The organism is Flavobacterium sp. TR2 (genome assembly GCF_025252405.1).
Taxonomy (GTDB): domain Bacteria; phylum Bacteroidota; class Bacteroidia; order Flavobacteriales; family Flavobacteriaceae; genus Flavobacterium.
Map to the genome: position 1 here is coordinate 3216265 of NZ_CP104307.1, position 24279 is coordinate 3240543.

At 36.6% G+C, this 24279-nt stretch carries 20 protein-coding genes; 6 read left to right on the top strand and 14 right to left on the bottom strand.

Annotation, left to right across the window (positions count from 1 at the left end; genetic code table 11):
- Positions 1 to 711, bottom strand: a complete 711-nt coding sequence (locus N4T20_RS14165; protein WP_260669784.1) for an ABC transporter ATP-binding protein — start codon at positions 709 to 711, stop codon at positions 1 to 3.
- A gap of 285 nt (positions 712 to 996) precedes the next feature.
- Here N4T20_RS14165 and N4T20_RS14170 point away from each other — a divergent pair, with 285 nt between their 5' ends.
- Both N4T20_RS14170 and N4T20_RS14175 read left to right on the top strand, forming a co-directional pair.
- Positions 997 to 2346, top strand: a complete 1350-nt coding sequence (locus N4T20_RS14170) for a sigma-54-dependent transcriptional regulator (RefSeq protein WP_260669785.1) — start codon at positions 997 to 999, stop codon at positions 2344 to 2346.
- A 2-nt stretch (positions 2347 to 2348) separates the two neighbouring features.
- Complete coding sequence (locus N4T20_RS14175) at positions 2349 to 3683, top strand: sensor histidine kinase (RefSeq protein WP_260669786.1); 1335 nt, start codon at positions 2349 to 2351, stop codon at positions 3681 to 3683.
- Between the two features lie 91 nt (positions 3684 to 3774).
- Here the strand turns inward: N4T20_RS14175 and N4T20_RS14180 are convergent, their stop codons facing one another.
- Positions 3775 to 4668 carry a DMT family transporter gene (locus N4T20_RS14180; protein ID WP_260669787.1) on the bottom strand — a complete coding sequence of 298 codons (894 nt, stop codon included), beginning with the start codon at positions 4666 to 4668 and terminating at the stop codon, positions 3775 to 3777.
- 11 nt (positions 4669 to 4679) lie between these two features.
- Positions 4680 to 5201 carry a GNAT family N-acetyltransferase gene (locus N4T20_RS14185; RefSeq protein WP_260669788.1) on the bottom strand — a complete coding sequence of 174 codons (522 nt, stop codon included), beginning with the start codon at positions 5199 to 5201 and terminating at the stop codon, positions 4680 to 4682.
- A gap of 63 nt (positions 5202 to 5264) precedes the next feature.
- Here N4T20_RS14185 and N4T20_RS14190 point away from each other — a divergent pair, with 63 nt between their 5' ends.
- The gene (locus N4T20_RS14190) at positions 5265 to 6128 is read left to right on the top strand and encodes a LysR family transcriptional regulator (protein WP_260669789.1); all 864 of its coding nucleotides are present in this window, start codon (positions 5265 to 5267) and stop codon (positions 6126 to 6128) included.
- Positions 6129 to 6132: 4 nt separating this feature from the next.
- On the opposite strand, the gene N4T20_RS14195 is transcribed toward N4T20_RS14190, so the two are convergent.
- The 7 genes from N4T20_RS14195 to N4T20_RS14225 form a co-directional block, all read right to left on the bottom strand.
- Positions 6133 to 6579, bottom strand: a complete 447-nt coding sequence (locus N4T20_RS14195) for a GNAT family N-acetyltransferase (RefSeq protein WP_260669790.1) — start codon at positions 6577 to 6579, stop codon at positions 6133 to 6135.
- 468 nt (positions 6580 to 7047) lie between these two features.
- Positions 7048 to 7374, bottom strand: coding sequence for a DMT family transporter (locus N4T20_RS14200; RefSeq protein ID WP_111376437.1), 327 nt, complete (start codon positions 7372 to 7374; stop codon positions 7048 to 7050).
- Between the two features lie 200 nt (positions 7375 to 7574).
- Positions 7575 to 8135, bottom strand: coding sequence for a Crp/Fnr family transcriptional regulator (locus tag N4T20_RS14205; protein ID WP_260669791.1), 561 nt, complete (start codon positions 8133 to 8135; stop codon positions 7575 to 7577).
- Between the two features lie 406 nt (positions 8136 to 8541).
- Positions 8542 to 10026 (bottom strand): TolC family protein, encoded by a 1485-nt coding sequence (locus tag N4T20_RS14210; RefSeq protein WP_260669792.1) that lies wholly within the window; start codon positions 10024 to 10026, stop codon positions 8542 to 8544.
- Between the two features lie 248 nt (positions 10027 to 10274).
- Positions 10275 to 13391, bottom strand: a complete 3117-nt coding sequence (locus N4T20_RS14215; RefSeq protein ID WP_260669793.1) for an efflux RND transporter permease subunit — start codon at positions 13389 to 13391, stop codon at positions 10275 to 10277.
- Positions 13392 to 13441: 50 nt separating this feature from the next.
- The gene (locus N4T20_RS14220; RefSeq protein WP_260669794.1) at positions 13442 to 14536 is read right to left on the bottom strand and encodes an efflux RND transporter periplasmic adaptor subunit; all 1095 of its coding nucleotides are present in this window, start codon (positions 14534 to 14536) and stop codon (positions 13442 to 13444) included.
- A gap of 215 nt (positions 14537 to 14751) precedes the next feature.
- Positions 14752 to 15102 carry a hypothetical protein gene (locus N4T20_RS14225; RefSeq protein ID WP_260669795.1) on the bottom strand — a complete coding sequence of 117 codons (351 nt, stop codon included), beginning with the start codon at positions 15100 to 15102 and terminating at the stop codon, positions 14752 to 14754.
- 467 nt (positions 15103 to 15569) lie between these two features.
- Here N4T20_RS14225 and N4T20_RS14230 point away from each other — a divergent pair, with 467 nt between their 5' ends.
- From N4T20_RS14230 to N4T20_RS14240, 3 genes are all read left to right on the top strand, one after another.
- Positions 15570 to 15899 carry a hypothetical protein gene (locus N4T20_RS14230; protein ID WP_260669796.1) on the top strand — a complete coding sequence of 110 codons (330 nt, stop codon included), beginning with the start codon at positions 15570 to 15572 and terminating at the stop codon, positions 15897 to 15899.
- Positions 15900 to 16422: 523 nt separating this feature from the next.
- Positions 16423 to 17022, top strand: a complete 600-nt coding sequence (locus N4T20_RS14235; RefSeq protein WP_260669797.1) for an REP-associated tyrosine transposase — start codon at positions 16423 to 16425, stop codon at positions 17020 to 17022.
- 673 nt (positions 17023 to 17695) lie between these two features.
- Positions 17696 to 18064: a hypothetical protein gene (locus tag N4T20_RS14240; RefSeq protein WP_260669798.1), complete on the top strand. Its 369-nt coding sequence runs from the start codon at positions 17696 to 17698 to the stop codon at positions 18062 to 18064.
- 172 nt (positions 18065 to 18236) lie between these two features.
- On the opposite strand, the gene N4T20_RS14245 is transcribed toward N4T20_RS14240, so the two are convergent.
- The 4 genes from N4T20_RS14245 to gndA all read right to left on the bottom strand — a co-directional run bounded on the left by N4T20_RS14245 (position 18237) and on the right by gndA (position 23951).
- Positions 18237 to 19961 (bottom strand): hypothetical protein, encoded by a 1725-nt coding sequence (locus tag N4T20_RS14245; protein ID WP_260669799.1) that lies wholly within the window; start codon positions 19959 to 19961, stop codon positions 18237 to 18239.
- Between the two features lie 320 nt (positions 19962 to 20281).
- On the bottom strand, positions 20282 to 20998 hold the full coding sequence (gene pgl, locus N4T20_RS14250; RefSeq protein WP_260669800.1) for a 6-phosphogluconolactonase: 717 nt from the start codon (positions 20996 to 20998) through the stop codon (positions 20282 to 20284).
- On the bottom strand, positions 20979 to 22511 hold the full coding sequence (gene zwf, locus N4T20_RS14255; RefSeq protein WP_260669801.1) for a glucose-6-phosphate dehydrogenase: 1533 nt from the start codon (positions 22509 to 22511) through the stop codon (positions 20979 to 20981). Before zwf ends, pgl begins: the two co-directional genes overlap by 20 nt.
- 30 nt (positions 22512 to 22541) lie before the next feature.
- Positions 22542 to 23951: an NADP-dependent phosphogluconate dehydrogenase gene (gene gndA, locus N4T20_RS14260; protein WP_260669802.1), complete on the bottom strand. Its 1410-nt coding sequence runs from the start codon at positions 23949 to 23951 to the stop codon at positions 22542 to 22544.
- Positions 23952 to 24279: the final 328 nt, after the last annotated feature.

The window sequence follows — 24279 nt, forward strand, 5'->3', positions numbered from 1 at the left end:
TTAGTTGTTAGAATTTACCAAAACATCCACATTTCTATGATTTGCTTTTTCAGAAAGAATTGCGCCATCTTTCATCAAAATGGTTCTCTGAGAAAAAGAAGCGTCATAATCGGAGTGCGTTACCATTAAGATTGTCGATCCGCTGGCATGAAGATCAGTCAGTAATTCCATCACTTCGTTTCCGTTTCTGCTGTCCAGATTTCCTGTCGGCTCATCGGCCAGAATAATTTTTGGATTATTGATTAAAGCTCTTGCTACCGCCACGCGCTGCTGCTGTCCGCCCGAAAGCTGCTGCGGGAAATGTTTCAGCCGATGGTCGATTCCTAATATTTTTGCCATTTCGTTTACGCGAGATTTTCTTTCTGCAGAAGGAACATTGCTGTAAATTAAAGGCAGTTCGATATTATCAAAAACAGACAATTCGTCAATCAAGTTGAAATTCTGAAAGATGAACCCGATGTTTTCTTTTCTAACCTGCGACTTTTGCTTTTCTTTTAAGCCAACCATTTCCTGATCTAGAAGCTTGTAGCTTCCGCTTGAAGCACTGTCCAAAAGCCCGACGATGTTCAATAAAGTCGATTTTCCACTTCCCGAAGGTCCCATAATCGATACAAAATCGCCTTGATTGATGGTCAGCGAAATTTCGCTTAATGCTTTGGTTTCTAATTCCTCAGTTCTAAATACTTTTGAAAGTTTTGTAATGGTAATCATAATTTGACTGTTTTAATTTTGATTGATTTTCTTTTAAAATTTTTAGCCCCTTCGGAAATGACAGAAACAAGTCTGAAAATTAAGATAAATTATTTTTAATTTATCGCTATTTATTTTGTTATTTGTATTTCCGAAAGAGGTTAATAATTAATGATTTACAAGTTCTAATGTGATTTTCGTGCCAATAAATTAAACATTGTAAACGCCTTGTTTTTAAGGGATTATTTTTCGATAAAAATCTTAACTGTCCATTAATGGACACCTTTCGTCCAAAACTGAACAATAATGAAAAAGACCAACGCATCTATTTTAATCATCGACGACCAAGAAGATATTCTTTTTGCATCAAAAGTCTACCTGAAAAAGTATTTCGAGAACATTTATACACTCAATAATCCGAAAAATATTGTCGAATTATTGTCTAAAAATGCGATTGATGTAGTCCTTTTAGACATGAATTACAGATTAGGTTTTGAAGATGGGAGAGAAGGGCTCTATTTGCTGAAGGAAATCAAAACGCTTTCGCCAAAAACGGTGGTAATACTAATGACCGCATTCGGAAAAGTGGAAACGGCTGTTGAAGGTTTAAAATCGGGAGCTTTTGACTATATTCTAAAACCTTGGGAAAATAAAAAGCTCTTAGAATCGGTAAAACAAGCTGTAGATAAAGCCCGTAAAGAACAGAGGAAAAACAAAGATGTTGAGATAAAAGAAGAATTCTTTGTCGGTAGTTCTGAAATTATAAAAAAAGCCTATGCATTAGCAGACAAAGTGGCAAAAACCGACGCCAATGTTTTGATTTTAGGCGAAAACGGAACAGGAAAATTTGTTATGGCGCATCATATTCATACGCAGTCTGAAAGAAAAAATCAGCCGTTTATAGCGGTAGATTTGGGTTCTTTAAATTCGAATATTTTTGAAAGTGAATTGTTTGGCTATGCCAAAGGCGCTTTTACCGATGCTAAAACGGATACGGCAGGACGTTTTGAAATGGCGCAGAACGGGACTATCTTTTTGGATGAAATAGGAAATGTGCCGCTTCATTTGCAATCAAAATTGCTTCAAGTGATTCAGACGAAAACTGTAACAAGATTAGGAGAAACGAAAGCAAGGCCTTTGAACGTAAGAATTATTACAGCAACAAATTTGAACTTAAAACTAGAAGTAGCCGATAAAAATTTCCGCGAAGACTTGTATTATCGCATCAATACGATGGAAATTGTTTTGCCTCCGCTGAGAGAACGCCACGAAGATAAAATTCCGCTTGCCGAATATCTTTTGGATAAAATGATTGAAAAATATGGCCGTGACGAAATTGCTTTTGATAAAAAAGTCTTGGAGCAGATTGAAAAACACGCTTGGAATGGAAACATCCGCGAGATGGAAAATAAAATTGAACGAGCGGTTATTCTTTGCGAAAACAATTCGATCACCGTTTCTGATTTGGATTTAGAAACAATAACGCCATACGAAGAAAACTCAGATGATATTCAGCTTTCTTCGGTCGAAAAGGCCGCTGTTGAAAAAGCACTTCTTAAAAATAACAATAATATCAGTAAAACTGCCGAAGAATTGGGCTTGTCGCGAGGCGCGCTCTACAGACGTTTGGAGAAATTTAATATCAATATCGGTTAAAAATGTGGAACGCTTTACAGACTTATAAACTTCTTTTTTTGCGGTTGATTTTTATCGTGATCGGAATCGAATTGTCGCTATATTTCTTTAGAATTGGTTTGCTTTTTACAGGAATTTTTGGTCTCTGCATAGTTTTTCTGCTGTCTCGCGAAATGTATTTTTATGTACGCAATCTGGTTCTAATCTACAACAAAACCATTTCTTCAATATTGCAGGATGACTTTAGTTCCGATTTTTCTAAGCATAAATTCAATAGTACGTATAATGAATTGTTCACTTTGTACGAGACATTAAAAAATAAGCAAAATGAGCAAGTTACGAGAGATATTATTTACCGTTCGATCTTAAATAATATAGAATCGGGTGTTATTATTTTGCAAAAGCAAGAAGCCGATTGGAACATTTTTTTAATGAACGATTATTTTTCTGGCCATTTTAATGTTCCGAAAGTTTCGAAATGGAAATACTTGAAAAATCAGCTGCCGTCTTTGTGCGAAATTATCGAAGAAGATGATTTTAACGAAATAAAAACCTCTATAGAACTGAGCATAAACGAACAGAGCAAGCAGACTTTTGTTTTGCAGGCTTCTCGCACCGAAATTTTTGGGCAGGATTATTTTATTGTTTTACTCGACTCGATTCAGAATGTAGTGGAGAAAAAAGAAAAAGATGCGTGGATCAATTTGATGAAAGTGATTTCGCATGAATTATTAAATTCTATAACGCCAATTCGTTCGATCTGCCAGAATTTGGAAGATTTAGTGGAGCAAGAGTCGCTTTCGACAGAAGATTTGGAAGATATGAAACAAAGCGTGCAAACGATGCTGAAACGAAGCGACCATTTGCAGAAGTTTGTCGAGGGGTATCGAAAACTGGCCATGCTGCCTTCTCCTAAAAAAGAAAAAGTGTCATTGCAGCAGGTGGTTGAAAACTGCATTCAAATTATGAATCCGCTTTTGAAGAAAAATAATATCGAAATGTTGAATGCGGTCACGCAAAACTATCTAATAAATGTAGATTCGCAACAGATCGAACAGGTGCTGATTAATCTCTTGACAAACTCAATCAATGCTTTGGAAAATAGCGGTTTGAAACAAATTTCGATTTTGGCAGAAGCCAAAAACAATCGCATTTTTATAAAGGTTTCTGACAGCGGAAAAGGAGTAGAAAAAGAAATTGAAGACAAAATATTTCTTCCGTTTTTCACCACCAGACCCGAAGGCGCGGGAATCGGCCTGACTTTATCTAAAAATATTGTTGAAGCGCACGGCGGTTATATTTCGCAAAAAAGCGAAAACGGAAAAACGACTTTTGAAATCAGTTTGATTGAGGAATGATATTTTCTCGGTTATTTACGCAATATTGGCTGGAACTTTGTCAAAGTTTCAAACTTTGACAAGGTTTATGCTTATTGAATTAAAAAATGTCTTAGTTTTTTTCACGCAGATTCAGCAGTTTTAATCTGTTGCTTTTAAAATTCACTTCTGAAATAATAGTCGCTGAAAAAATCAAAGCTCCGCCTAGAAGCAAGCGCCAAGTTAAGTTTTCGCCCAAAATAAAGAAAGCGCCAATCGCCCCAAAAACAGGTTCAAACAGATAAATTACCGCCACGCGTTCTGCCGATAAATAGCGCTGAGAGACATTTGAAACCGTGTACATAAAAGCCGTAGAAAACAAAGCGCAATAAACTACGCCCATCCAGAACGTATTGTTTTGCGGAAACCATTCTGACGAACTGTCTGTTAACGCTATTAAAAAAGTAAAAAGCGCACAGAACGCAAACATTGGAACAATGGAGTACAAGAGGTTTTTGGTAGCTGAATGTTTCTCAACAGCAATTAAATAAACCGCAAAGGCGAAGGCTCCGGCGATGGTAAATAAATCTCCAAAGTTTATGGTAAACTTATCCTGAATCGCAATAATAAAGAGACCGGCTAAAGCAGTAAAAGCCGCAATCCAGATTTTTAGCGAAGGATTGGTTTTGTAAACGGCCAGTTTTAAGAGCGGAATAATAATAACCGTTAATCCTGCGATAAAGGAGCATTGCGAAGCATCTGTATATTTAAGCCCAACAGTCTGCAGCTGAATGCCTAAAAACATTGGCACAGCAAGCAAAAAGCCTGTTTTGATGGCTACTCGATTGATGTCTTTCACATATTTCCAAAATATGACACTCAATACAGCAACAGCCAGCAGGAAGCGGTAGAATAAAAATATATTTAGAGAATACTCGCCAATTGCCATTTTGGTTACAGAGTACGATATTCCCCAAAAAGCGGTTCCAAGAATTAATAAAAACAATAAAAGCTGTCTTCTTTCCATTTCAAATGTATTTAAATCAATACTTTTTTCATCATTAAATCGGTTTGTTCGTCGTCGCCTAACCTAAAAATATGCGTGTCAAATTGCACAAAACCATTTTTAGTGTAGAAACTCACGGCTCTGAAATTTTTCTCCCAAACGCCAAGCCACATATACGCTGCCTTTAGCGTGCCAGCGATTTCTTCTGCCTGAGCATATAAGGCCTGTGCGACTTTTTTGCCGTGAAATTCTTTTGCCACATAAATGCGTTCAATTTCTAAGGCATTTAAATCTTCTTTTTCGGTTTGGGCATCAGCTGTATTCAATTTTAGGTAGCCCACGATTTTTTCGTCTAAAAGAGCTAGATAGAAATATGATGATGGATTGTTTAATTCGGCACTTAGTTTTGCTGTAGCGAAGCTTTCGTCCAGATATTTTTTCATGTTTTCTTCGCTGTTGACATCGGCAAAAGTTTCAGAAAAAGTTTGTCTGCCGATGGTTTGAAGCGTTAAAACGTCGTCTATCGTGGCTTTGGTTATTTTTAGAGCATTCATTTTTTATTTCTTTAATGCGTTAAAAGCTATTTTTTGTTTTTGATAAATGCGTAAATTGCATCAATGGATTTACAGCAGATTAAATATTTTTTGGCTTTGGCGCGCGAACTTCATTTCTGGAATACTGCCGGAAAAATGAATATTACACAATCAGCGCTCAGCCGTCAGATTCAGTCTCTTGAGAATCAGCTTGGCGTTCAGTTGTTTGAGCGAAACAAACGCAATGTCAAACTGACTGCGGCAGGCCAATTCTTAAAAGAAAAATGGGAGGTAGAATTGAGTAAACTTGAATTTATTCATCAATCTGCCCGCCAGATTCAGTTAGGGGAGAGCGGCACCATTACCATTTCTCATCCCGATTCTATTTCGGCTTCTATTATGCCCGAAATTTTGTCCCGTATTTCAGATGCTTTTCCAAAGCTTAAAATCAAACTGGTTCAGGTTTTATACGAGAATCAGCAGGATTTTCTCCGCAATTACAAAATAGATTTGGCATTTACCAGAGACATTAATACCGATAAAGATATTCAGTCTCAAAAAATCCAAACCGATTATTTGGCGATTGTCGTTCCAGAAGATCATCCTTATCAGACACCTGCCGATTTAACCAAGGAAACGCTTGCTTCTCAAAAATTTATCTTGCCAACCAATGATGAAGGAAGCAGTTACAGCGATCTTATCCGAAGGTTATTCAACTCTTTCGAGAATGCTCCCGAAGTGTATCTTTATTCTGAATTTGGTTCTGCCATTATCGCTTTGGTTCGTAAAGGACTCGGAATCGCCATTTTGCCAGATTCGTATGTTTTTCATGAAATTCCAGGAATCCGATTTATCAAATTGCCTTTAGAAACCGATTTATATGTCAACTGGAGAACCGAAGATCATAACCCTGTGCTGGCCAATGTTTTGAAACTGATTATTCCGTAAGCCGTTAAGCTCTTAGCATTCCGATATGCGGAATTCCGTCTTCATCATAAACTTCTCCCTGCTCTGCAAATCCTAACGATTGGTAGAATTTGGACAAATGATATTGCGCACTGATTCTGATTGGACCTTTTCCAAATTTTTCTTCGCATCCCGCAATCGAAGCCTCCATTAGTTTTACTCCTAGACCTAATCCGCGATGAGATCTTGCAATTACCACTCTTCCTATCGAAACTTCATCGTACGATACCCCTTTAGGAAGCAAGCGTGTTATGCCAGCCAATTCGCCATCGGCATAATACAATAAATGAAAACCTTTCTGATCTTTATTGTCCAAATCGAGATAAGGGCAGTTTTGTTCGACCACAAACACATCGCTTCTTAATCGAAGCATATTGTACATTTCGTGATTGGTTAATTCGTCAAAAGATTTAATGGAATGGCTGAATGTCATTTTTTATTTTTGGCTTTAATTTTTGACAAAGATAAACGAGAGAATAATGATTAAAAATGCTATTTTTTTATCATGTGATGCTGGAAATGCATTAGTTTTTTTAAATTCCAAACTTTAAATCCCAAATTCCAAGATGAAAAGACAAAAAACTAAAGGCTTTATTTTTAAGCTTTACGAACAGTTTGTCATTCCGAGGAACGAGGAATCTCCGCAAGTAGCTCCGCTCAGAATGTGTTGCCAATCTTTGTAGAGTTTCTTGTGGAGATTTGCTTCGCCTGTTCGCTATCGCTCGGGTCTCGTTCCTCGGAATGACAAGATTGCGTGAACATTCTATGTGTTAGAAACTAGTTTCTTTCCATTACCTTTTTAGACAAAGAAAAACCTATGTTTCTATGTGTTAAAAAACAAAAAAACTTTGTCAAAGCTTGAAACTTTGACAAAGTTGTCTCCAATTAGGATGATATGTTTTTAGTGGGAAACCGCTTTTAAACCAACAATAGAACCAACCAAAGTGGCTAGAAAAAATAATCTCCAGAACGCTGCAGGTTCTTTAAAAATAAAGATTCCGACCAATACCGTTCCGACTGCGCCAATTCCTGTCCAAACAGCATAAGCAGTTCCTAGCGGTAATGTTTCTGTAGCTTTCATTAATAAAAGCATACTTATCGTTAATGATATGAAGAAACCAATATACCAATAGTACATTTCGGTTCCTGTAGTTGCTTTTGCTTTTCCGAGACATGAGGCAAAAGCTACTTCAAATAGGCCTGCAATGATTAAGATAATCCAGTTCATATAGTTAAAATTTTGTGATGCAAAGTTCCGCGATCAAAATCAGAAATAATTTAACAAATGATAAAAAATGAAGTTATTTTTAAAATTACAAAAAAAGGAAGCTTTAGCAACTAGCGATGTGTATTGAAATTAATGAAACGCCTTTTTAAAGTTTCTAAAAGCGATTGTTTCTATCTGTTAAAATAATTTTTCTCTAATTGTTATTTTAATTCTGAACGTATTCTGCTTAAACTGACCTGTGTAATCCCCAAATAAGAAGCGATATGTCCTAATTGAACTCTTTGCAGGAGTTCAGGATGGTCTTTCATTAGTTCCAAATAGCGTTCAGAAGCATTTTTGAATTGTTTAGAAATCAAACGTTCTTCTGTTTTTATTAATTCCTTTTCAGCAAATTTTCTTCCCCAATTGGCAATGTGAACGTCTTGATTAAAGAGTTTTCTAAGGTTTTCTGTTTTGAGTTCGTACAATTCGCAATCTTCCAAAAGTTCGATGGTTTCATATCCGGGCTGATCTTCAACGTAACTTTTCATTGAGATTATGGTTTCGCCTTCTTTTCCAAACCAAAAAGTGACTTCGTTATCGCGTTCTACATAGGCTCTAACCAATCCTTTTTTTATAAAATAGATATTCGATTCTACTTTGTTGGCCTTTAGCAAAATATGTCCTTTAGCAAAAGCTATTTCTGTAACGTTGTTTTGCAAAGCAATTTTAGACTGCTCAGGAAGTTGGTGTATGCGATCAAGAATGTTGGAAATATCCATTTTTTGTTTTTTGGAATAAAGATAATAGATGTTAAGTGTAACCGAAAAATTTCGATAAAAAACATTAGCTTTCCTGTTGAAGGGCATAAAATTAACGCAAAGTCCGCAAAGACATTTTTATTCTGAGACTAATACCAATCAATATTTTAAGTTTGCAAAGCTTTGTGCAGACATAGCTTTACGAACTTTTTCATTGTAATGATTCCAAAAAAACTTTGCGCACTTTGCGTAAAATCTTTTGCGGACTTTGCGGTAAAATATATGGCTTTTATCTATGTGTTAAAAATAATTTAGTCCTATGGGTCATGTTTTAATAAAAAAATCCCATTTCAAATTGAAATGGGATATAAAACAGCCTCTGCGATGAGCTATTATAAACAGAAGCAATTTTTGACCAACATATAAACTAATTTATTCCTCCGCCTAAAGCTTTGTACAGCAATACTTGAGAGTTTGCGTTTCGAAGCTGGATATCAACAAAATCCAATTCGGCCTGCAATTTATTTTTTTGTGCATTGATGATTTCGAGATAATTGGCGTAACCGCTCAAATACAAATCGTTTGAGACGTTTACCGCAATTTCGAGATGATCAATTTCGTTCAATTTATATTTTAAAACGTCTTCATAAGCTTCATTTCTATGCAGCAAAGCGCTTAACTCGTTGAAAGCTGTTGTGACAGCATTCTGATATTGAAGAAACGAGATTTCCTGCCTTCTGTTGGAAACATAAAATTCCTGTTTGATCTGTCCTTTGTTGAAAACAGGAGCCGTCAATCCGCCCAATAACTGCCAAGCGAAAGAGCCTGCATCAAAAAGAGTGTTGAATGAAAACGAGTTGAAACCTGCATATCCGCCCAGATTCACCGTTGGGAAAAAGGCAGCTCGAGCCGATTTAGCATCTGCGTTGCTGGCAAGCAATTCGAAATAAGCTTCAGATACGTCTGGTCGTTTATGAATGATAGAATCTACGCTTATTTTTTGGTTTAAAACTTCTAAATGGCCCGCTAGAAAATCAGTGCTTCTGTCAATTTTTCCGCCATATTCGCCTAAAAGCGTCAATAAAGCTTTTTCGGTCTGATCGATGCTTAATTTCAGTTCTGAAGCTTCGGCATGAATGTTATTGTTTTGCGCATTAAACTGCTGTACAGCCAATTCTGTAGCCTTTCCGACCGATCTTTGTGCCGAAACGATATCTAGCGCTTTTTCCTGCGTTTTCAAGTTTTTGTCGTAAATAGCCGCTTGTTTGTCTAAAGCAACCAATTTGAAATACAGGTCGGCAATATCGCCCAAGAGACGCGTCTGCAAGAGGCGCATTCCTTGCTGAGAAGCAAAAAATCGCTGTTGGGCAGCTTTTTTACGATTGCTCAATTTTCCCCAGATGTCAGCTTCCCAAGAGACTTTCGCCCCCAGAAAAAAGTTAGGAGTAACATTTTCGTTGATTTTTTGTTTGTCTGTAATATTCTGAGAAAAGTTAGTGTCATAGTTACCAACACCCTCCATTGTATATTTTCCGTAATGTGTTCCAGAAGCATCTGCTACAAAATCTAAAGAGGGAAGAAGTGCCAGTTTTGCCACTTTTAAGTGCGAATTGGCAATGAGGATTCTTTCCTGCATGATTAAATAATCAGGATTTTTGGCAATGGCTTTCTTTAATAATTCCTCTAATTTTGGGTCTTTAAAAAAAGTTTCTGTTTTTAATGGAATAAAAGTTTCGGCAGCAGCTTCTTTTCTTTCCGTATCAAAATTCTCAGGAAGCTTTGCAGCGTCTAGTTTTGTACTGACTTTTGGCGCAGAACAAGCGGTCAAAAGTAAAATTCCGGTTATTACAACGGCACTTTTGGTTGTCCTTATTACATCAGTATTTTTATATTGATTTAATATTTCTTTCATTGTTTAATTTTATTTGTTCAATCTGTTTTTTAACACATAGAAACATAGGTTCTTTTCTTTAACAAAGGGAGTTGAAAGAAACTAGTTTCTAACACATAGACATATCTTTTACTTCTCATACAGTATTCAAGATATTGCAAAGTTTCTGACTTTGAGTTTTGAGATTTACTGCTATGTGATTTAAAGAAAGTGAAACGCCTTTCTACGCCTTCCAAATCCTATGATTCTATGTGTTTAAAAATTATACATTAAGATTTACTCATTCGTTTTTCCAATTTTGCAAACAGGATGTAAAGTCCAGGAATAATTAAAAGACCAAACACGGTTCCGATTAACATTCCTCCCGCAGCAGCTGTTCCGATAGAGCGGTTTCCAATTGCACCAGCTCCAGAAGCAATACACAACGGAATTAATCCTGAAATAAAAGCAAATGAGGTCATAAGAATTGGTCGGAAACGAAGTCTTGCTCCTTCAATCGCTGCTTCGACAATATCACGTCCGAGTTTATTCTGTGCCATGGCAAATTCTACGATCAAGATGGCGTTTTTGGCGAGAAGACCAATCAGCATAACGAGCGCCACTTGGGCATAAATGTTATTGTCGAGTCCGACCATTACAAGTGCCAGGTAAGAACCGAAAACTCCAACCGGAAGGCTTAACAATACTGGGAACGGAAGCAATAAACTTTCGTATTGAGCGGCAAGCAATAAGTATACAAAAAGTATACAAAGCGCAAAAATGTATATCGTTTGGTTACCAGACAAAATCTCTTCACGCGTCATACCCGACCATTCTACTTCAAAGCGGCTTGGCAGTTTTTCTGCGGCAATTCTTTCTACAGCGGCGATAGCATCTCCAGAACTGTATCCTTCTGCTGGTTCGCCGTTAATCATAGCCGACATATACATATTGTAACGCGTTAAAACTTCTGGTCCGTAAACTCTTTCTAATTTAATGAATGTGGAGAACGGAACCATTTCTCCTGCTTCATTCTTCAAATACATATCCAGAATGCTTTCTGGGTTTTGACGAAATTGCGGACTTGCTTGTACCATTACTTTATACATTTGAGAAAAACGGATAAAATTGGTAGCATAAAAAGAACCCAGCATAGTCTGTAAAGTACTCATGGCATTGTCTACTGAAATTCCTTTTTTGGCCGCCAGATCATAATCAATATGAATTAGATACTGCGGGAAAGTAGCATCAAAGCTCGAAAAAGAGTTCTGAATTTCTGGAGAAGCATTCAGTTCTTTGATGAATTCTTTGGTTACTTTATCGGTATTGGTAATGCTTCCTCCGGATTTATCCAGCAAACGAAGTTCGAAACCACTCGTATTTCCAAAACCCGGAACGGTTGGCGGTGCAAAGATTTCGATTTGAGCATCGGCAATGTTCTTAGTCTTTTCTGTGAGTTCGGCCATAAATTCGGTTACCGAAATATCACGTTCGCTCCAATCTTTTAAGTTGATCATCCCCATACCGTAAGAAGCTCCAGCGATTTCAGTTACAATGCTATAACCCGCAAGTGTTGTTACGTTGTCTACACCTTTTATGCCTTGTGCAATTTTGGTTACTTCGTCCAAAGCTTTTTCGGTACGCTCTACGGTTGCTCCTTGCGGAGTTGTAACACTTACGTAAACCATTCCCTGATCTTCAGTTGGAATAAATCCTGAGGCTAAGAATTTTGTGGTTCCCCAAGTCAAAACGCAAAACAGCACTAATAAACCAACGGTTACAGTGTTGCGATCAGCAAATTTTACCAATACTTTGATGTATTTTGAAGTAATATTGTCAAACCAATGGTTGAATCTGCTGAAGAATCTGTCCAATAATGATTTCTTCTCTTTGTTTGGATCGTGCGGTTTTAGCATAATGGCACAAAGGGCAGGGGTAAGCGTAAGGGCGTTAATACCCGAAATTACAATACTAATGGCCATTGTTAATGAGAATTGTCGGTAGAAAACCCCCACAGGACCGCTCAAGAAAGCAACCGGAATAAATACCGCAGCCATAACAATGGTAATTGCAATAACGGCACCTGTAATTTCTTTCATGGCACTGATTGTAGCGTCCATTGGCGACATATGTTCTTCGGAAATTTTTACGTGAACAGCTTCGACGACGACAATCGCGTTATCGACCACAATTCCGATAGAAAGCACTAATGCGAAAAGCGTCAATAGGTTGATCGAGAATCCCATCATCGACATAAAGGTAAACGAACCGATAAGCGCGACTGGAACTGCTAAAACCGGAATCAAAGTCGATCTCCAATCTTGAAGGAAAAGGAAAACTACAAATGCCACCAAAATAAAGGCTTCGACCAACGTTCTCAATACTTCGTGAATCGAAGCATCAAGGAAACGCGAAACGTCATAAGCAATGTTGAATTCCATTCCAGGAGGAAAAGATGATACTTTCAGTTCTGCCATTTTTTCTTTTACGCTCGCAATAACTTCAGAAGCGTTCGAACCCGGACGCTGTTTTAGCATGATCGATGCAGAAGGTTTTCCGTCAGTTTTAGAAACCATTCCGTAACTCATGGCACCAAATTCGATTTTCGAAATGTCTTTCAATCTTAAAATCGTTCCGTCTGGATTGGCTCTTAACGGAATTTCTTCGTATTGCTTTGGCTCGAAGAATTTTCCTCCGTATTTAATCACGTATTGCAGCTGATTGTTCATTTGTCCTGAACCTTCACCAACTTTACCGGGCGCCGCAGAAATGTTTTGTTTTTGAAGCGAATTAATTACTTCATTTGCCGAAATATTGTACGAAAGCATCTTTTCTGGATCCAGCCAAACACGCATCGAATATTCTTTCTGCCCCATGATTTCGGCACGTCCGACACCATCAATACGTTTTAATTCTTGAAGAATATTAATATCGGTAAAGTTGAAGATAAACTGCTCATCCTGAGTTTTGTCGGTACTTGTAATGTTCAAGTACATCAGCATACTGTTTACCTCTTTTTCGGTTGTAACTCCCGCACGAATTACCTCTTCTGGAAGTTCGTCAAGTATTGTCGTTACACGGTTTTGCACGTTTACGGCAGCCAGATCTGGATCGGTTCCTACTTCGAAGAAAACCTGAATTAAAGTTAAACCGTCGTTGGAAGTTACGGTTGACATATACGTCATTCCGGGAACTCCGTTTATGGCTCTTTCTAACGGAAGAGCAACGGCATTGGCCGAAACTTCTGCGTTTGCTCCTGTATATTTTGCTGTAACGGTTACAGACGGCGGTACAATGTCTGGGAATTGGGTAATGGGAAGCTGAAACAACGCCAGCAATCCCAGAAGGACTATCATAACCGAGATGATTAAAGACAATATTTTCCTTCTGATAAATAACTCTATCATTTTAAATGTTTTAGATAAATAATTAAATAACTGTTTTACAGGTCGATAACCTACATTTGTTTCATGTTGATTTTATCGCCGTCTCTTAATGATTGCGTACCTTCTTGTACAATCAGATCGTCGCTTTTTAGACCTTCATTTAAGATGTACACATCATCTAGAGTGGTTTCGATCGTAACATTCGTCATTTTAACTACTCCATCTTTGTTCACGCGGAAAACATATTGCTTGTCTTGAATAGAAAAAACAGCTTTCTGCGGAATTAAAATTGCATTGGTTTTTGGCTCTGAAATAATCAGCTTGCCAGAAGTTCCGTGTTTGATAAACCCTTGCGGATTGTGAAATTTTGCTTTGTATTGAATAGAACCTGTTTGTCTGTCGATTTCGCCATCAGCGGTTCTTAATTCTCCTTTTTGATCGTAAACTTGTCCGTTTGGCAATACCAATTTAATATCGCCCTGCGTGTTGAAAGTTTTGTCTTTCATCATTTGGAAATAGGTGTTCTCAGGAATTGAGAAATAAGCATAAACATCATCCAGTTGAGAAACAGTGGTCAGTAACGAACCGTTTTCTACCAAGCTTCCTTCTTTGAACGGAATACGATCGATTGTTCCGTCAAAAGGTGCGCGGATCGTGGTGAAGCTGATCTGCTGGTTGATAGCTTTTTTTTCTGCAGCTGCGTGCGCTACTTTCGCGGAAGCGGCTTCATATTTTGCTTTAGATAATTCTAATTCTTTGTCTGCAATTACTTTTTTATTGAAAAGTGTTTGAGCTTGTTCCAATTCTACATTTGCAATTCTTAAATCTGCTCTTGAATTTTTGTAAACGGCTTCGGCTTTCAGTAGCTGAATCTGAAGCTCAACATCGCTTATTTTGAAAAGGATTTGTCCTTTTTTTACTTTTTGACCTTCGCTAACGTACACTTTGTCTAACAGACCGGGAATGCGAACGTGAATTTCTACATTGTTTTTAGCGTGCACATCGGCAACAAATTTGCTAGAAACTATGGTGTCTTTTAAAGTTACTTTATAAACAGGAACCGTTTTTATGTTGTTTGAATCTTTTTTTGCTTTATCGCCGCACGAGACTAAAACGAATAAAGCCAAGGTGCATAAAAGAAATTTATTTTTATAAATGCTCATCATTAGGTTTAAATTTTTGAATAAATAGATGTGCTCCCTTGACACTAAATATCGGGAGTATGTATTTGGATTTTGAAAATAATAAGGTGTACGGATGTTTTTATTTGAAAAAGTACCGTTTTAGAGAAATGTTTTTATAGCAATAACAGCTCAATCACATATGCAAATGAGGTATTGTTCCAGAATACTAGAATATAAAAACGACGAAATTTTGCAGCCTAGAAAAGTTGGTACAAATGAAGGTGAGGATGTCTCTCAATGTGGTATATTGAAGCTATACCATAGATTAAGCTTTCTTTATAAAGCTTGAAATTAACCAAATTGCTGAGATACGGAGCTTTGATCGTACTTTGTTCCAAAGTAGTCGCTCTGCATTTCATTTTCTTTTTAAGCTTATAATGAACTTCTAGGTTTTTAGAAGAAGAAAAGTCAGAAGAAAAAATCTGGGTATCGTCTGCCGCAACAGTATCTAAAGCAATACAGTTGCTGAAATGATAAATCGGCTGATACGTTTCGGTGCCTCTGAAAAAGCAAAGCAGCGATAGTAGGACGATATATATGAACTTCATGGGTTTCATTCAGTGCAGCGGTAGTTATAATCTTGCTCCTTAAAAAGAGTATTTATTTTGTTTAACGTGCGCCAAATATAGTAATTTGAAAAATAAGGTTTCTTAAAATTATTCTAAAAACCATGAGATTTAAAAATTTGATAATAATTGAGGTTGGTTTTTAGGAGATTGAATATATTTATTTGAATAAAAGGAATTGTATGAATGCTTTAAGCTTATCTGAAAATGAAAAAGCTGATATTTCATCAGTAAATTTTGGAATCCAAATCAATAAATTTCTATACTTGTATTAATTTAAAGTCGGAGACTTTTTAGGAGTTTTTGTTTTTTAGAGAATTAGAAGTAGCGCAAAGTCGGAGACATTTGCGCAGCACTGGTAAGGAAGACTTAGGGGAGCTGGGAACGTTATAGAGCAACAGCTAATGATAAATCAAGAATATTTTATGCAAAAAAAAGATAACAATATAATGAGTATCTATAAGTCTTTAGAGAATACATTAAAATTAATGATAGTTCCAAACTCTGTTAACATTAATGAAAGAAATCATTTAATTGAATTTAATTTGGAAGAATTAGAAGGAGATTTTTATACTTTTATGAATCCTATTAATCTTAATAAACTGCATTCAGAAAACTTGATTGACGGTGAAGTTAAATTTAAATTGGAACGGCTATTTGTTCTTTTGCAAGATATTGAGGATAAGGATTGGAATGTTGATTCTTTTTTGAATAGTCAAAAATGGTCTGTAATACAAGATCTGACTACAGAAGTAGCCCTGCTCCTCGAAGAGTTCTAAATTTAAATAGACTGACCAGCTACGAATACTGATAAAGCTGTTTTTTTGGGGTGGGAGTGTTTACTACAGTAGCCCCCCAGCCCCCGCTCTGCAAAAAAATCTAAACTTAAATTAAAAGGCTGCGCAAATGTCTCCCGCTCTGCAAAGAGTTCTAAACTTAAATTAAAAAGCTGCGCAAATGTCTTTGACTTTGCGCAATTTTTTTTGTCTCAGAAATTATAAACCTGATAAAAATCTCCGACTTTTTGCGATTTCTCCCGCTCTTTGAAGAGTGAATTCTAAACTTGAATTGAAAAAGTTGCGCAAATGTCTCTTAGACTTTGCGCATTTTTTTGTCTTATAAATTATGAACTCCGCTCTGCAAAGAGTTCTAAACTTAAATTGAAAAGCTGCGCAAATGTCTCCGACTTTGCGCAATTTTTTTTGCTCTTAGAAACTTAAACCCGATAAAAGTCTCCGACTTTTTGCGATTTCTTCTTAAAGATACAATAAGTAAGAAAAATCATTATTTTTGAATAAAAAAATGAAAGAAGGATATGTTATTCGAGATCAGAAATTGCCGCATTTTATTACGCCTACAGTTGTAGACTGGATTGATGTTTTTACGCGTCAATGTTATCGCGATATAGTTATAGAGTCTCTAGATTATTGCATTAAAAACAAAGGAATGATTTTATACGGTTACGTGATTATGAGTAATCATATTCATTTAATAATACAATCTGAAGATGGAAAACTGTCAGATTTGATAAGAGATTTTAAAAAGTTTGTTGCAAAAAATATTTTAGAAAAAATTCAAAATAGTCCTGAAAGCAGGAAAGAATGGATGCTGCAACGTTTTGAACTTGCAGCTGAAGGCCATCAGAGAAATAAAAGATACCAGTTTTGGCAGTACGGAAACCATGCTGAAGAAATTTATTCTTTAGAATTTATGTGGTCAAAGTTGCATTATGTACATTTGAATCCTGTGAGAGCCGGACTAGTGGCAAAAGCTTTAGATTATATTTATTCGAGTGCAAGTAACTATGTAAGCAATTCAGGCTTATTGGAAATTGAGAAAGCTGATAATCCAATAGTAAATGTGTTGGATCCGAAGTCTATAAATTTTTATAATTTGTACTAGTTTAAAGTCAGAGACTTTTTAGGTTTTTGTTTTTTAGAGAATTAGAAGTGGCGCAAAGTCGGAGACATTTGCGCAGCACTGGTGAGGAAGACTTCGGGGAGCTGGGAACAATAATTTCAAATAAGGTTCCTTTAATTTTGAATAATAATTAAAGTAATTTGAAATTTAGATTTAACGATTAGTATCCCGAAATCTATAAATCTTTATAATTTGTACTAATTTAAAGTCAGAGACTTTTTAGGAGTTTTTGTTTTTTAGAGAATTAGAAGTAGCGCAAAGTCGGAGACATTTGCGCAGCACTGGTGAGGAAGACTTCGGGGAGCTGGGGAAATTGAGAAAGCTGATAATCCAATAGTAAATGTGTTAGATCCGAAATCTATAAATCTTTATAATTTGTACTAGTTTAAAGTCGGAGACTTTTTAGAAGTTTTTGTTTTTTAGAGAATTAGAAGTGGCGCAAAGTCGGAGACATTTGCGTAGCACTGGTAAGGAAGACTTCGGGGAGCTGGGGGGTCTATAAATCTTTATAATTTGTACTAGTTTAAAGTCAGAGACTTTTTAGGAGTTTTTGTTTTTTAGAGAATTAGAAGTGGCGCAAAGTCGGAGACATTTGCGCAGCACTGGTGAGGAAGACTTCGGGGAGCTCTGGGTTAATTAAATTTGGTAAATAATTATGTTAGAAAAAATCACATCCGAGTACGCAAAATTTCCTGATAGTTTTATAGAAAAAGTAAATTTTACTCCTATTTCAAAAACATCAGAGAGTATTATAGAAATTATTTTGAGTTGTTTTAACATAAAAAAGGGGAATAAAAAGGAAATAATAAAATTAATTTTAAAAAAAATCGAAATTTTGAAATTCAATCAATTCAATGATAATCCGAGTTTATTCTTAGATGAAATTTATATTAATAATGAAAATGATTTAATAACAATTGATTTTTTTCCAATCGATCATTTCGATTACTTAGAAGAAAATCCCAATTCAGCGTTTATAATAAAATGTAAAGAGATAAGTTATGAGGTATTGTTGAGCGAGTAGTTGTTCTTCTCGCTCTGCAAAGAGTTCCAAACTGGAATTAAAAAGCTGCGCAAATGTCTCCGACTTTGCGCATTTTTTTTTGGTCTTAGAAACTATAAACCCGATAAAAGTCTCCGACTTTTTACGATTACTTCTAAAAAAATAAATTAAGGAAAAATTACTAAAAGTCAGTTCATTCCAAAATACTAGAAGAACCCTTAATCTCAAAATCGGCATATTGCCACGCATTGTCAAAAGAGGTTTTAATTTGCAAAGCCTCTTTTTCTTTTTTCTGAAAAGTTAAAGCATTATAAAGTCCGATTAGGGCGAAGCCGTTTTTTGGGAGCGTCTGTAAATCTTGTTTGTATACTTTTTCTGCTTCGGCGTATTTTCCTGCTTTGATTAAAACAGCTCCTAAATAATGTCTAACGGAGAAAAACCAATCTGGTGGTTCGTTGTAATTTAATTGATCTTCAATTGCTATAGCTTTGTTTAAAAGAACAATAGCTTTATCTAAATTATTTTTTTTAGCTTCAACTCCTGCTGAAAGTACATTAGTAGCAATCTGTACAAGATCGTATGTGGTATTGATATTCCAAATGGTAACGTCTTTTAAAGTTTTGTCTTTGGCTAATTCTTTGAGAGAAGCAAGCTGTTTTTCGGCATTGGCAATATCATTTTTTCCGAGATATGCTATTCCTCTTGCATAATGCCAAATTGCATTTGGATAAACGAGATCTTTGTCGGGTTTGGGAATCGCCATAATTTTATCCCACATTGAGAATTTTACGGCTATATAATACGGAATGCTGTAATAATGCTGTAGAGTTCCCCAGCCAGCTTCACGCATAATTTTGGGCGACATATGCTTCTGCAATATTTGTGCAGATTCCCAAGCCAATTTTGAATTTCCTTCTAAAGCAGCCGTTGCTACCAAAAAATGATAATTGTGCGGATAATAGGCGAGAGGATAAGCGCCTTGTGCATTGCAGGCGGTGGAATACAAACTATCAATTCGGACAGCTTCAATGTTAGAAAGTGTGCCTTCGTGATAATCTCCTGTGCGAATGTAAATATGAGAAGGTATATGCACCAAATGTCCCGATCCTGGAACTAAAGTTTCTAATAATTTTGCGCTTTTGAGTCCGTTTTCTGGATGTGGAGAAGCTTCTACAGCATGGACTAAAAAATGATGGGCACCGGGATGTTTGGGATTCTTTTTAATTAATTCGTTTAAAACAGCCAATATTTGTGGTGTCCATTTTTTGAGCACTTCGGTATCTTTTTCATATAAATCCCAAGGATGCAGATTCATTAAAGATTCGGCATAGAGTGCACCAACATCAGGATCAGAAGAAAACTTAAAGTAGACTTTTTTCATGGCTGCGGCATAAGCTGTATCCAATGGTTTTCTGTCCGCAGGAGGATTTTTAGCATAACGCACCGACAAAGCATCAATCATCGCAACTTCTTTTGGAGAACATTTCGCAGAAAGTTTTTTGGCTTTTTGAACCGCATCATAAGCACGCTGAAAATTATCTTCTTCCATTCCGGCATTATAATTCGGGCCCAAAACATACGCAAATCCCCAATATGCCATGGCGCAATTTGGATCTAAACGGCTGGCTTCATAAAACGATCTCGCAGCTTCAGCATGATTAAATCCATAGGCAAGCATCATTCCTTGGTTGAAATATTCTTGCGCTTCGGGATTATTGGTCGTAATTTTAAAATTCACTCCATCAAGACCTTTAAACTTTGGCGCTTTTTTGTTTTGGGTGTACCAATCTTTATCGTTCGTTTTCGGGATATAGCACCCTTGCGAAGCGCTGACTTTAACTGTTTTGGGTTCTGTGTTTTTTTCTTTACAGCAAACAAAAAGAAGAAAAACCGCGATTAGAAAGTAATTATATTTCATCACCAAATAGATTTGAAATTATATAATCAGTGTAAAAGCTCGAAAGGAGAAAAATGATGCTTGTATTATAATGATTTGATACGGAGAGTATTAAACAAAATTAAATAAAAAAGAAATAAGTTTATGTAATTATTTGTTATTCAGTATTTTGTAGTCTGTTTTGATTTGCTTTGAGTGTATAGTTCTCCGAAGATTTCGCAGATTCAGCAGATTTTTTAATTACAATATCTGCCAAATCTGCGAGAGAAACAAAGAGGAAAAAAAAATAAGGCCTACACTTTTCAGCATAGACCTTGTATTGTGTAAAACAAAACAATTTCTTAGTTTGTTCCTGCAGCGACTTTATCTACTAAAAACAATAATTCGCCAGAAACAGGTTTAATCAATTGCATTGGATAGAGCGTCGGATTGTATTCGCCAGTTGTCACTTCTTTCAAAGCGTGAACTTTTTTCTCTCCAAAAGCAACCACTACAATTTTTTCTGCTTTATTGATTAATGGTGCCGTAAGCGTGATGCGATGCATTTTTTGCGGAGCTAAATAATAGGCATCAACCCATTTGGTCTGTTCTTGCAGAACTGGTTCGCCTGGAAAAAGAGAAGCTGTGTGTCCGTCGTCTCCCATTCCTAATAAAATCAGATCAAATTTGCCTTCTTCGCCTAAAACAGTTCTGATAGACTTTTCGTATTCAGCTGCATAATTTTCAGGTGTAACGTCATCTTTGTACATTTCAAAAATGTTTTCCTTAGGGATAGGAACGTGGCTCAATAAGGTTGAATAAGACATTTTAGCATTACTCAAATCATCATTTAATGGAACCCATCTTTCATCACCCCAAAAAATATAAACTTTACTCCAGTCTATTTTGTTTTTGTAAGCGTCAGAAGCCAATAATTTGTAGATTCCCGCAGGAGAAGAACCTCCTGTAAGAACCGCTGTAAATTTGCCTTTTGCGGCAATAGCTTTTTGTGCAGAATCGACAAAAATTTCTGCAGCGGCACTATTAATTTCTTCTGTATTATTGTGTATCTGTATCATTTAAAATTTCTTCTTTTGTTTGTGTATTCGGAATCCATTTGTGGCCTTGTCTTGCCAGTAATTCGTCGGCTTCTTCAGGTCCCCAGCTTCCTGCTTTGTAATTTGGGAAATTGGTTGGAGGCGTGGTTTTCCAAACCTGTTGAATCGTATCGATAGCGTCCCAAGCTTCTTCCACCTGATCCCAGCGCATGAATAGGGTCGGATCTCCTGCCAAAGCATCGGCAATTAATGTTTCGTAAGCTTCTGGAGACATGGTTGAACAGGCAAAATAGTCAAAAACCATTTCAGCTGGACGTAAGGCTAGCGAAAGTCCCGGTTTTTTGGTCATAAACTGCAGTTTAATGTCCATTGCAGGCTGAATATTGATAATTAGTCGGTTTGGTGTCATGCCTTCTTTTCCATAAGAAAATGAAGAGTGCGGCACTGGCTTAAACTGAATAATGATCGAAGATTGTTTTTCTTCCATTCTTTTTCCAGAACGCAGATAGAACGGAATTCCCTGCCATCTCCAGTTGTCCAGATAAATCTTCATAGCCACGTAAGTTTCAGTGTTAGAATCTGGTGCGATGCCTTTATCTTGGCGGTAACCTGGAACAGGAACTCCCTTTATTTCGCCTGCACCGTATTGGCCTCTCACGATATAATGATCGACTTCTTCTGGTTTAATACGACGAATTGACTTTAAAACATCTGCTTTACGATTACGAATGTCGTCTGCGTTTAGTGATGCAGGCGCTTCCATAGCGGTCATGCATAAAATCTGCAGCAAGTGATTCTGAATCATATCTTTTAATGCTCCGACACCTTCATAGAATCCGCCGCGTTCTTCAACTCCAACTTCTTCCGCCACGGTAATTTGGACAAAATCAATAAAATTACGGCTCCACAATGGCTCAAACATCGAATTTCCAAAACGGAAAGCTAGAATATTCTGAACGGTTTCTTTTCCTAAATAGTGGTCGATTCTATAAATCTGCTCTTCTTTGAAAGTCTGAGAAAGCATTTCGTTCAATTCAATTGCAGAGGCTTTATCGTAACCAAACGGCTTTTCAATAATGATGCGATCTTGTTTCGGATTTGCGGCAAGTCCAATTTTTTTGATATTGTTTGAAATTGTCGAAATAAAAGAGGGCGTAATCGAAAGATAGAAAAGGCGGTTAGCGCGCTCGCCAAAAGCCAGATCAAAATTATTGATTTTTTCGTTTAATCCGATGTACGATTCTTCCTTGTCAATATCGAGACTGTGGTAGGTGATGTGCGAAAGAAACTTTTCTGTTTCTGGATCTGCAATTCCTTTTTTTCTTGAAAAAAGATTCAGGTTATCTAAAACATAACTGCGAAAATCTTCATTGGTTTTTTCTGCCCTTCCGAGAGCAATAATCTGAAACTTTTCAGACATACGTCCATCAAGGTACAGATTTTGAAAAGCGGGAAAGAGTTTTCTCTTTGCCAAGTCTCCGGTTCCTCCAAAAATAACAATGATTGTTGGATTCTTTAGTTTATTTTTAGTCATTGTGTGGTTTAGTTGTGTTGTTTTAAGTTGTTATTCAGCCCATTGTGTATGGAAAACGCCTTCTTTGTCGATACGCTCGTAAGTATGCGCTCCAAAATAATCACGCTGTGCCTGAATTAAATTGGTTGGGAGATTAGCAGAACGGTAAGCGTCAAAATAAGCAAGCGAGTTCATTAACCCTGCAACAGGCAATCCTTTTTGAACTGCAAACTGAATCACCGCTCTCATTCCTGATTGGTTTTCTGTTAATTTTGAAGCGATTCCGCCATCTAAAAGCAAGTTTGGCAAATCTGATTTTGCAACATACGCTTTTCTAAAATCTTCTAAAATTGTAGCACGAATGATGCATCCTCCGCGCCAGATTTTAGCAACCGTTTCTAGATTTAATCCGTAATTGTATTCTTTAGAAGCCGTGTGAAGCTGTGCTAAACCTTGAGCATAAGTCACGACGATAGAAAAATACAAAGCCGATTTTAAAGCTGCAATTGCTTCGCTTTGAGGAATATTTGATTCGGCTGAGTTCCAAACTAATTTTTTGGCAGCTTCAATTCTTTCAGGTTTAGTTTTAGACATATCGCGCATATTAACCGCTGCGTCAATAGTTGGAACTGGAACTTGTAAATCCATTGCATTTTGCGAAGTCCATTTTCCTGTACCTTTAGATCTTGCCCAATCTGAGATTTTGTTGATTAATTGCGTTCCGTCTTCATCTTTCTGTTTTAAAATGTTTCCGGTAATTTCAATCAAATACGATCTTAAATCATCGGTTTGATTCCATTCGGCAAAAGTTTTTTGAATCGTTTCGTCATCCAAGTTATAACCTCTTTTCATCAAGTCATAAATCTCAGAGATCAGTTGCATGATTCCGTATTCAATTCCGTTGTGAACCATTTTTACATAGTTTCCAGCAGAACCGTTTCCTAAATATTCAACGCAAGGTTCTCCATCTACTTTTGCAGCAATTGCTTCAAAAATAGGACGCAGTCTTTCATACGCTTTTTGATCTCCACCTGGCATCATAGCAGGACCAAAACGAGCCCCTTTTTCTCCGCCCGAAATTCCCATCCCAAAGAAGTGGATTCCTTTTTCAGAAAGCTCTAAAAATCTTCTGTCTGTATCAGTAAAATAAGTGTTTCCGCCATCAATTATAATGTCTCCTTTATCTAAGTGAGGCAATAAACTTGCAATAGCGCTGTCAACCGGTTTTCCAGCAGGAACTAATAGCATAATCGCTCTTGGCTGCTGAATAAGCTCAACAAAATGCTTTACATCTGTCGTAGCTTCAATAGTGTGATTTGCATCGGCTTCTTGTTGAAGAGAATTGACTTTTTCGGTGTCTAAGTCTAAACCAGCAGCCGCAAAGTTATGGCTGGCGATATTTAAAAGTAAGTTACGGCCCATTACACCGAGTCCTACAATTCCAAAATCAAATTTGCTCATAGTTTTCAATTAACTAAATTATTAGAAGAAATGTTTTAGCAGCAAAAAGTAAGAGAAAGTATGGTAATTCTTTTTCATTCAATGTTTTGCAGCAAAACAATGGTTATTTTAATCTTACATTTCAAAATGTAGAGCGCTAAGTTAGAGAAAAATGCTGAAAAATGAGGGGTGAAATAGTTCACTTTTGGTCTTTATTGTGATACTTTTTTATGTGTAAAAAACACGCTTATTATTGCTGTTTTTCAACTAAATCGTTGTAATACTGCTAATGTCATTTGTGAATACTTTTATTAGAAGCAGCTTCATGTTAGTAAGAAAAAAGAAGTAA

Coding starts and splice junctions, on each gene's coding strand:
- N4T20_RS14165 (WP_260669784.1), bottom strand. CDS start 711: ATGATTACCATTACAAAACTTTCAAAAGTATTTAGAACTGAGGAATTA.
- N4T20_RS14170 (WP_260669785.1), top strand. CDS start 997: ATGAAAAAGACCAACGCATCTATTTTAATCATCGACGACCAAGAAGAT.
- N4T20_RS14175 (WP_260669786.1), top strand. CDS start 2,349: ATGTGGAACGCTTTACAGACTTATAAACTTCTTTTTTTGCGGTTGATT.
- N4T20_RS14180 (WP_260669787.1), bottom strand. CDS start 4,668: ATGGAAAGAAGACAGCTTTTATTGTTTTTATTAATTCTTGGAACCGCT.
- N4T20_RS14185 (WP_260669788.1), bottom strand. CDS start 5,201: ATGAATGCTCTAAAAATAACCAAAGCCACGATAGACGACGTTTTAACG.
- N4T20_RS14190 (WP_260669789.1), top strand. CDS start 5,265: ATGGATTTACAGCAGATTAAATATTTTTTGGCTTTGGCGCGCGAACTT.
- N4T20_RS14195 (WP_260669790.1), bottom strand. CDS start 6,579: ATGACATTCAGCCATTCCATTAAATCTTTTGACGAATTAACCAATCAC.
- N4T20_RS14200 (WP_111376437.1), bottom strand. CDS start 7,374: ATGAACTGGATTATCTTAATCATTGCAGGCCTATTTGAAGTAGCTTTT.
- N4T20_RS14205 (WP_260669791.1), bottom strand. CDS start 8,135: ATGGATATTTCCAACATTCTTGATCGCATACACCAACTTCCTGAGCAG.
- N4T20_RS14210 (WP_260669792.1), bottom strand. CDS start 10,026: ATGAAAGAAATATTAAATCAATATAAAAATACTGATGTAATAAGGACA.
- N4T20_RS14215 (WP_260669793.1), bottom strand. CDS start 13,391: ATGATAGAGTTATTTATCAGAAGGAAAATATTGTCTTTAATCATCTCG.
- N4T20_RS14220 (WP_260669794.1), bottom strand. CDS start 14,536: ATGATGAGCATTTATAAAAATAAATTTCTTTTATGCACCTTGGCTTTA.
- N4T20_RS14225 (WP_260669795.1), bottom strand. CDS start 15,102: ATGAAGTTCATATATATCGTCCTACTATCGCTGCTTTGCTTTTTCAGA.
- N4T20_RS14230 (WP_260669796.1), top strand. CDS start 15,570: ATGAGTATCTATAAGTCTTTAGAGAATACATTAAAATTAATGATAGTT.
- N4T20_RS14235 (WP_260669797.1), top strand. CDS start 16,423: ATGAAAGAAGGATATGTTATTCGAGATCAGAAATTGCCGCATTTTATT.
- N4T20_RS14240 (WP_260669798.1), top strand. CDS start 17,696: ATGTTAGAAAAAATCACATCCGAGTACGCAAAATTTCCTGATAGTTTT.
- N4T20_RS14245 (WP_260669799.1), bottom strand. CDS start 19,961: ATGAAATATAATTACTTTCTAATCGCGGTTTTTCTTCTTTTTGTTTGC.
- pgl (WP_260669800.1), bottom strand. CDS start 20,998: ATGATACAGATACACAATAATACAGAAGAAATTAATAGTGCCGCTGCA.
- zwf (WP_260669801.1), bottom strand. CDS start 22,511: ATGACTAAAAATAAACTAAAGAATCCAACAATCATTGTTATTTTTGGA.
- gndA (WP_260669802.1), bottom strand. CDS start 23,951: ATGAGCAAATTTGATTTTGGAATTGTAGGACTCGGTGTAATGGGCCGT.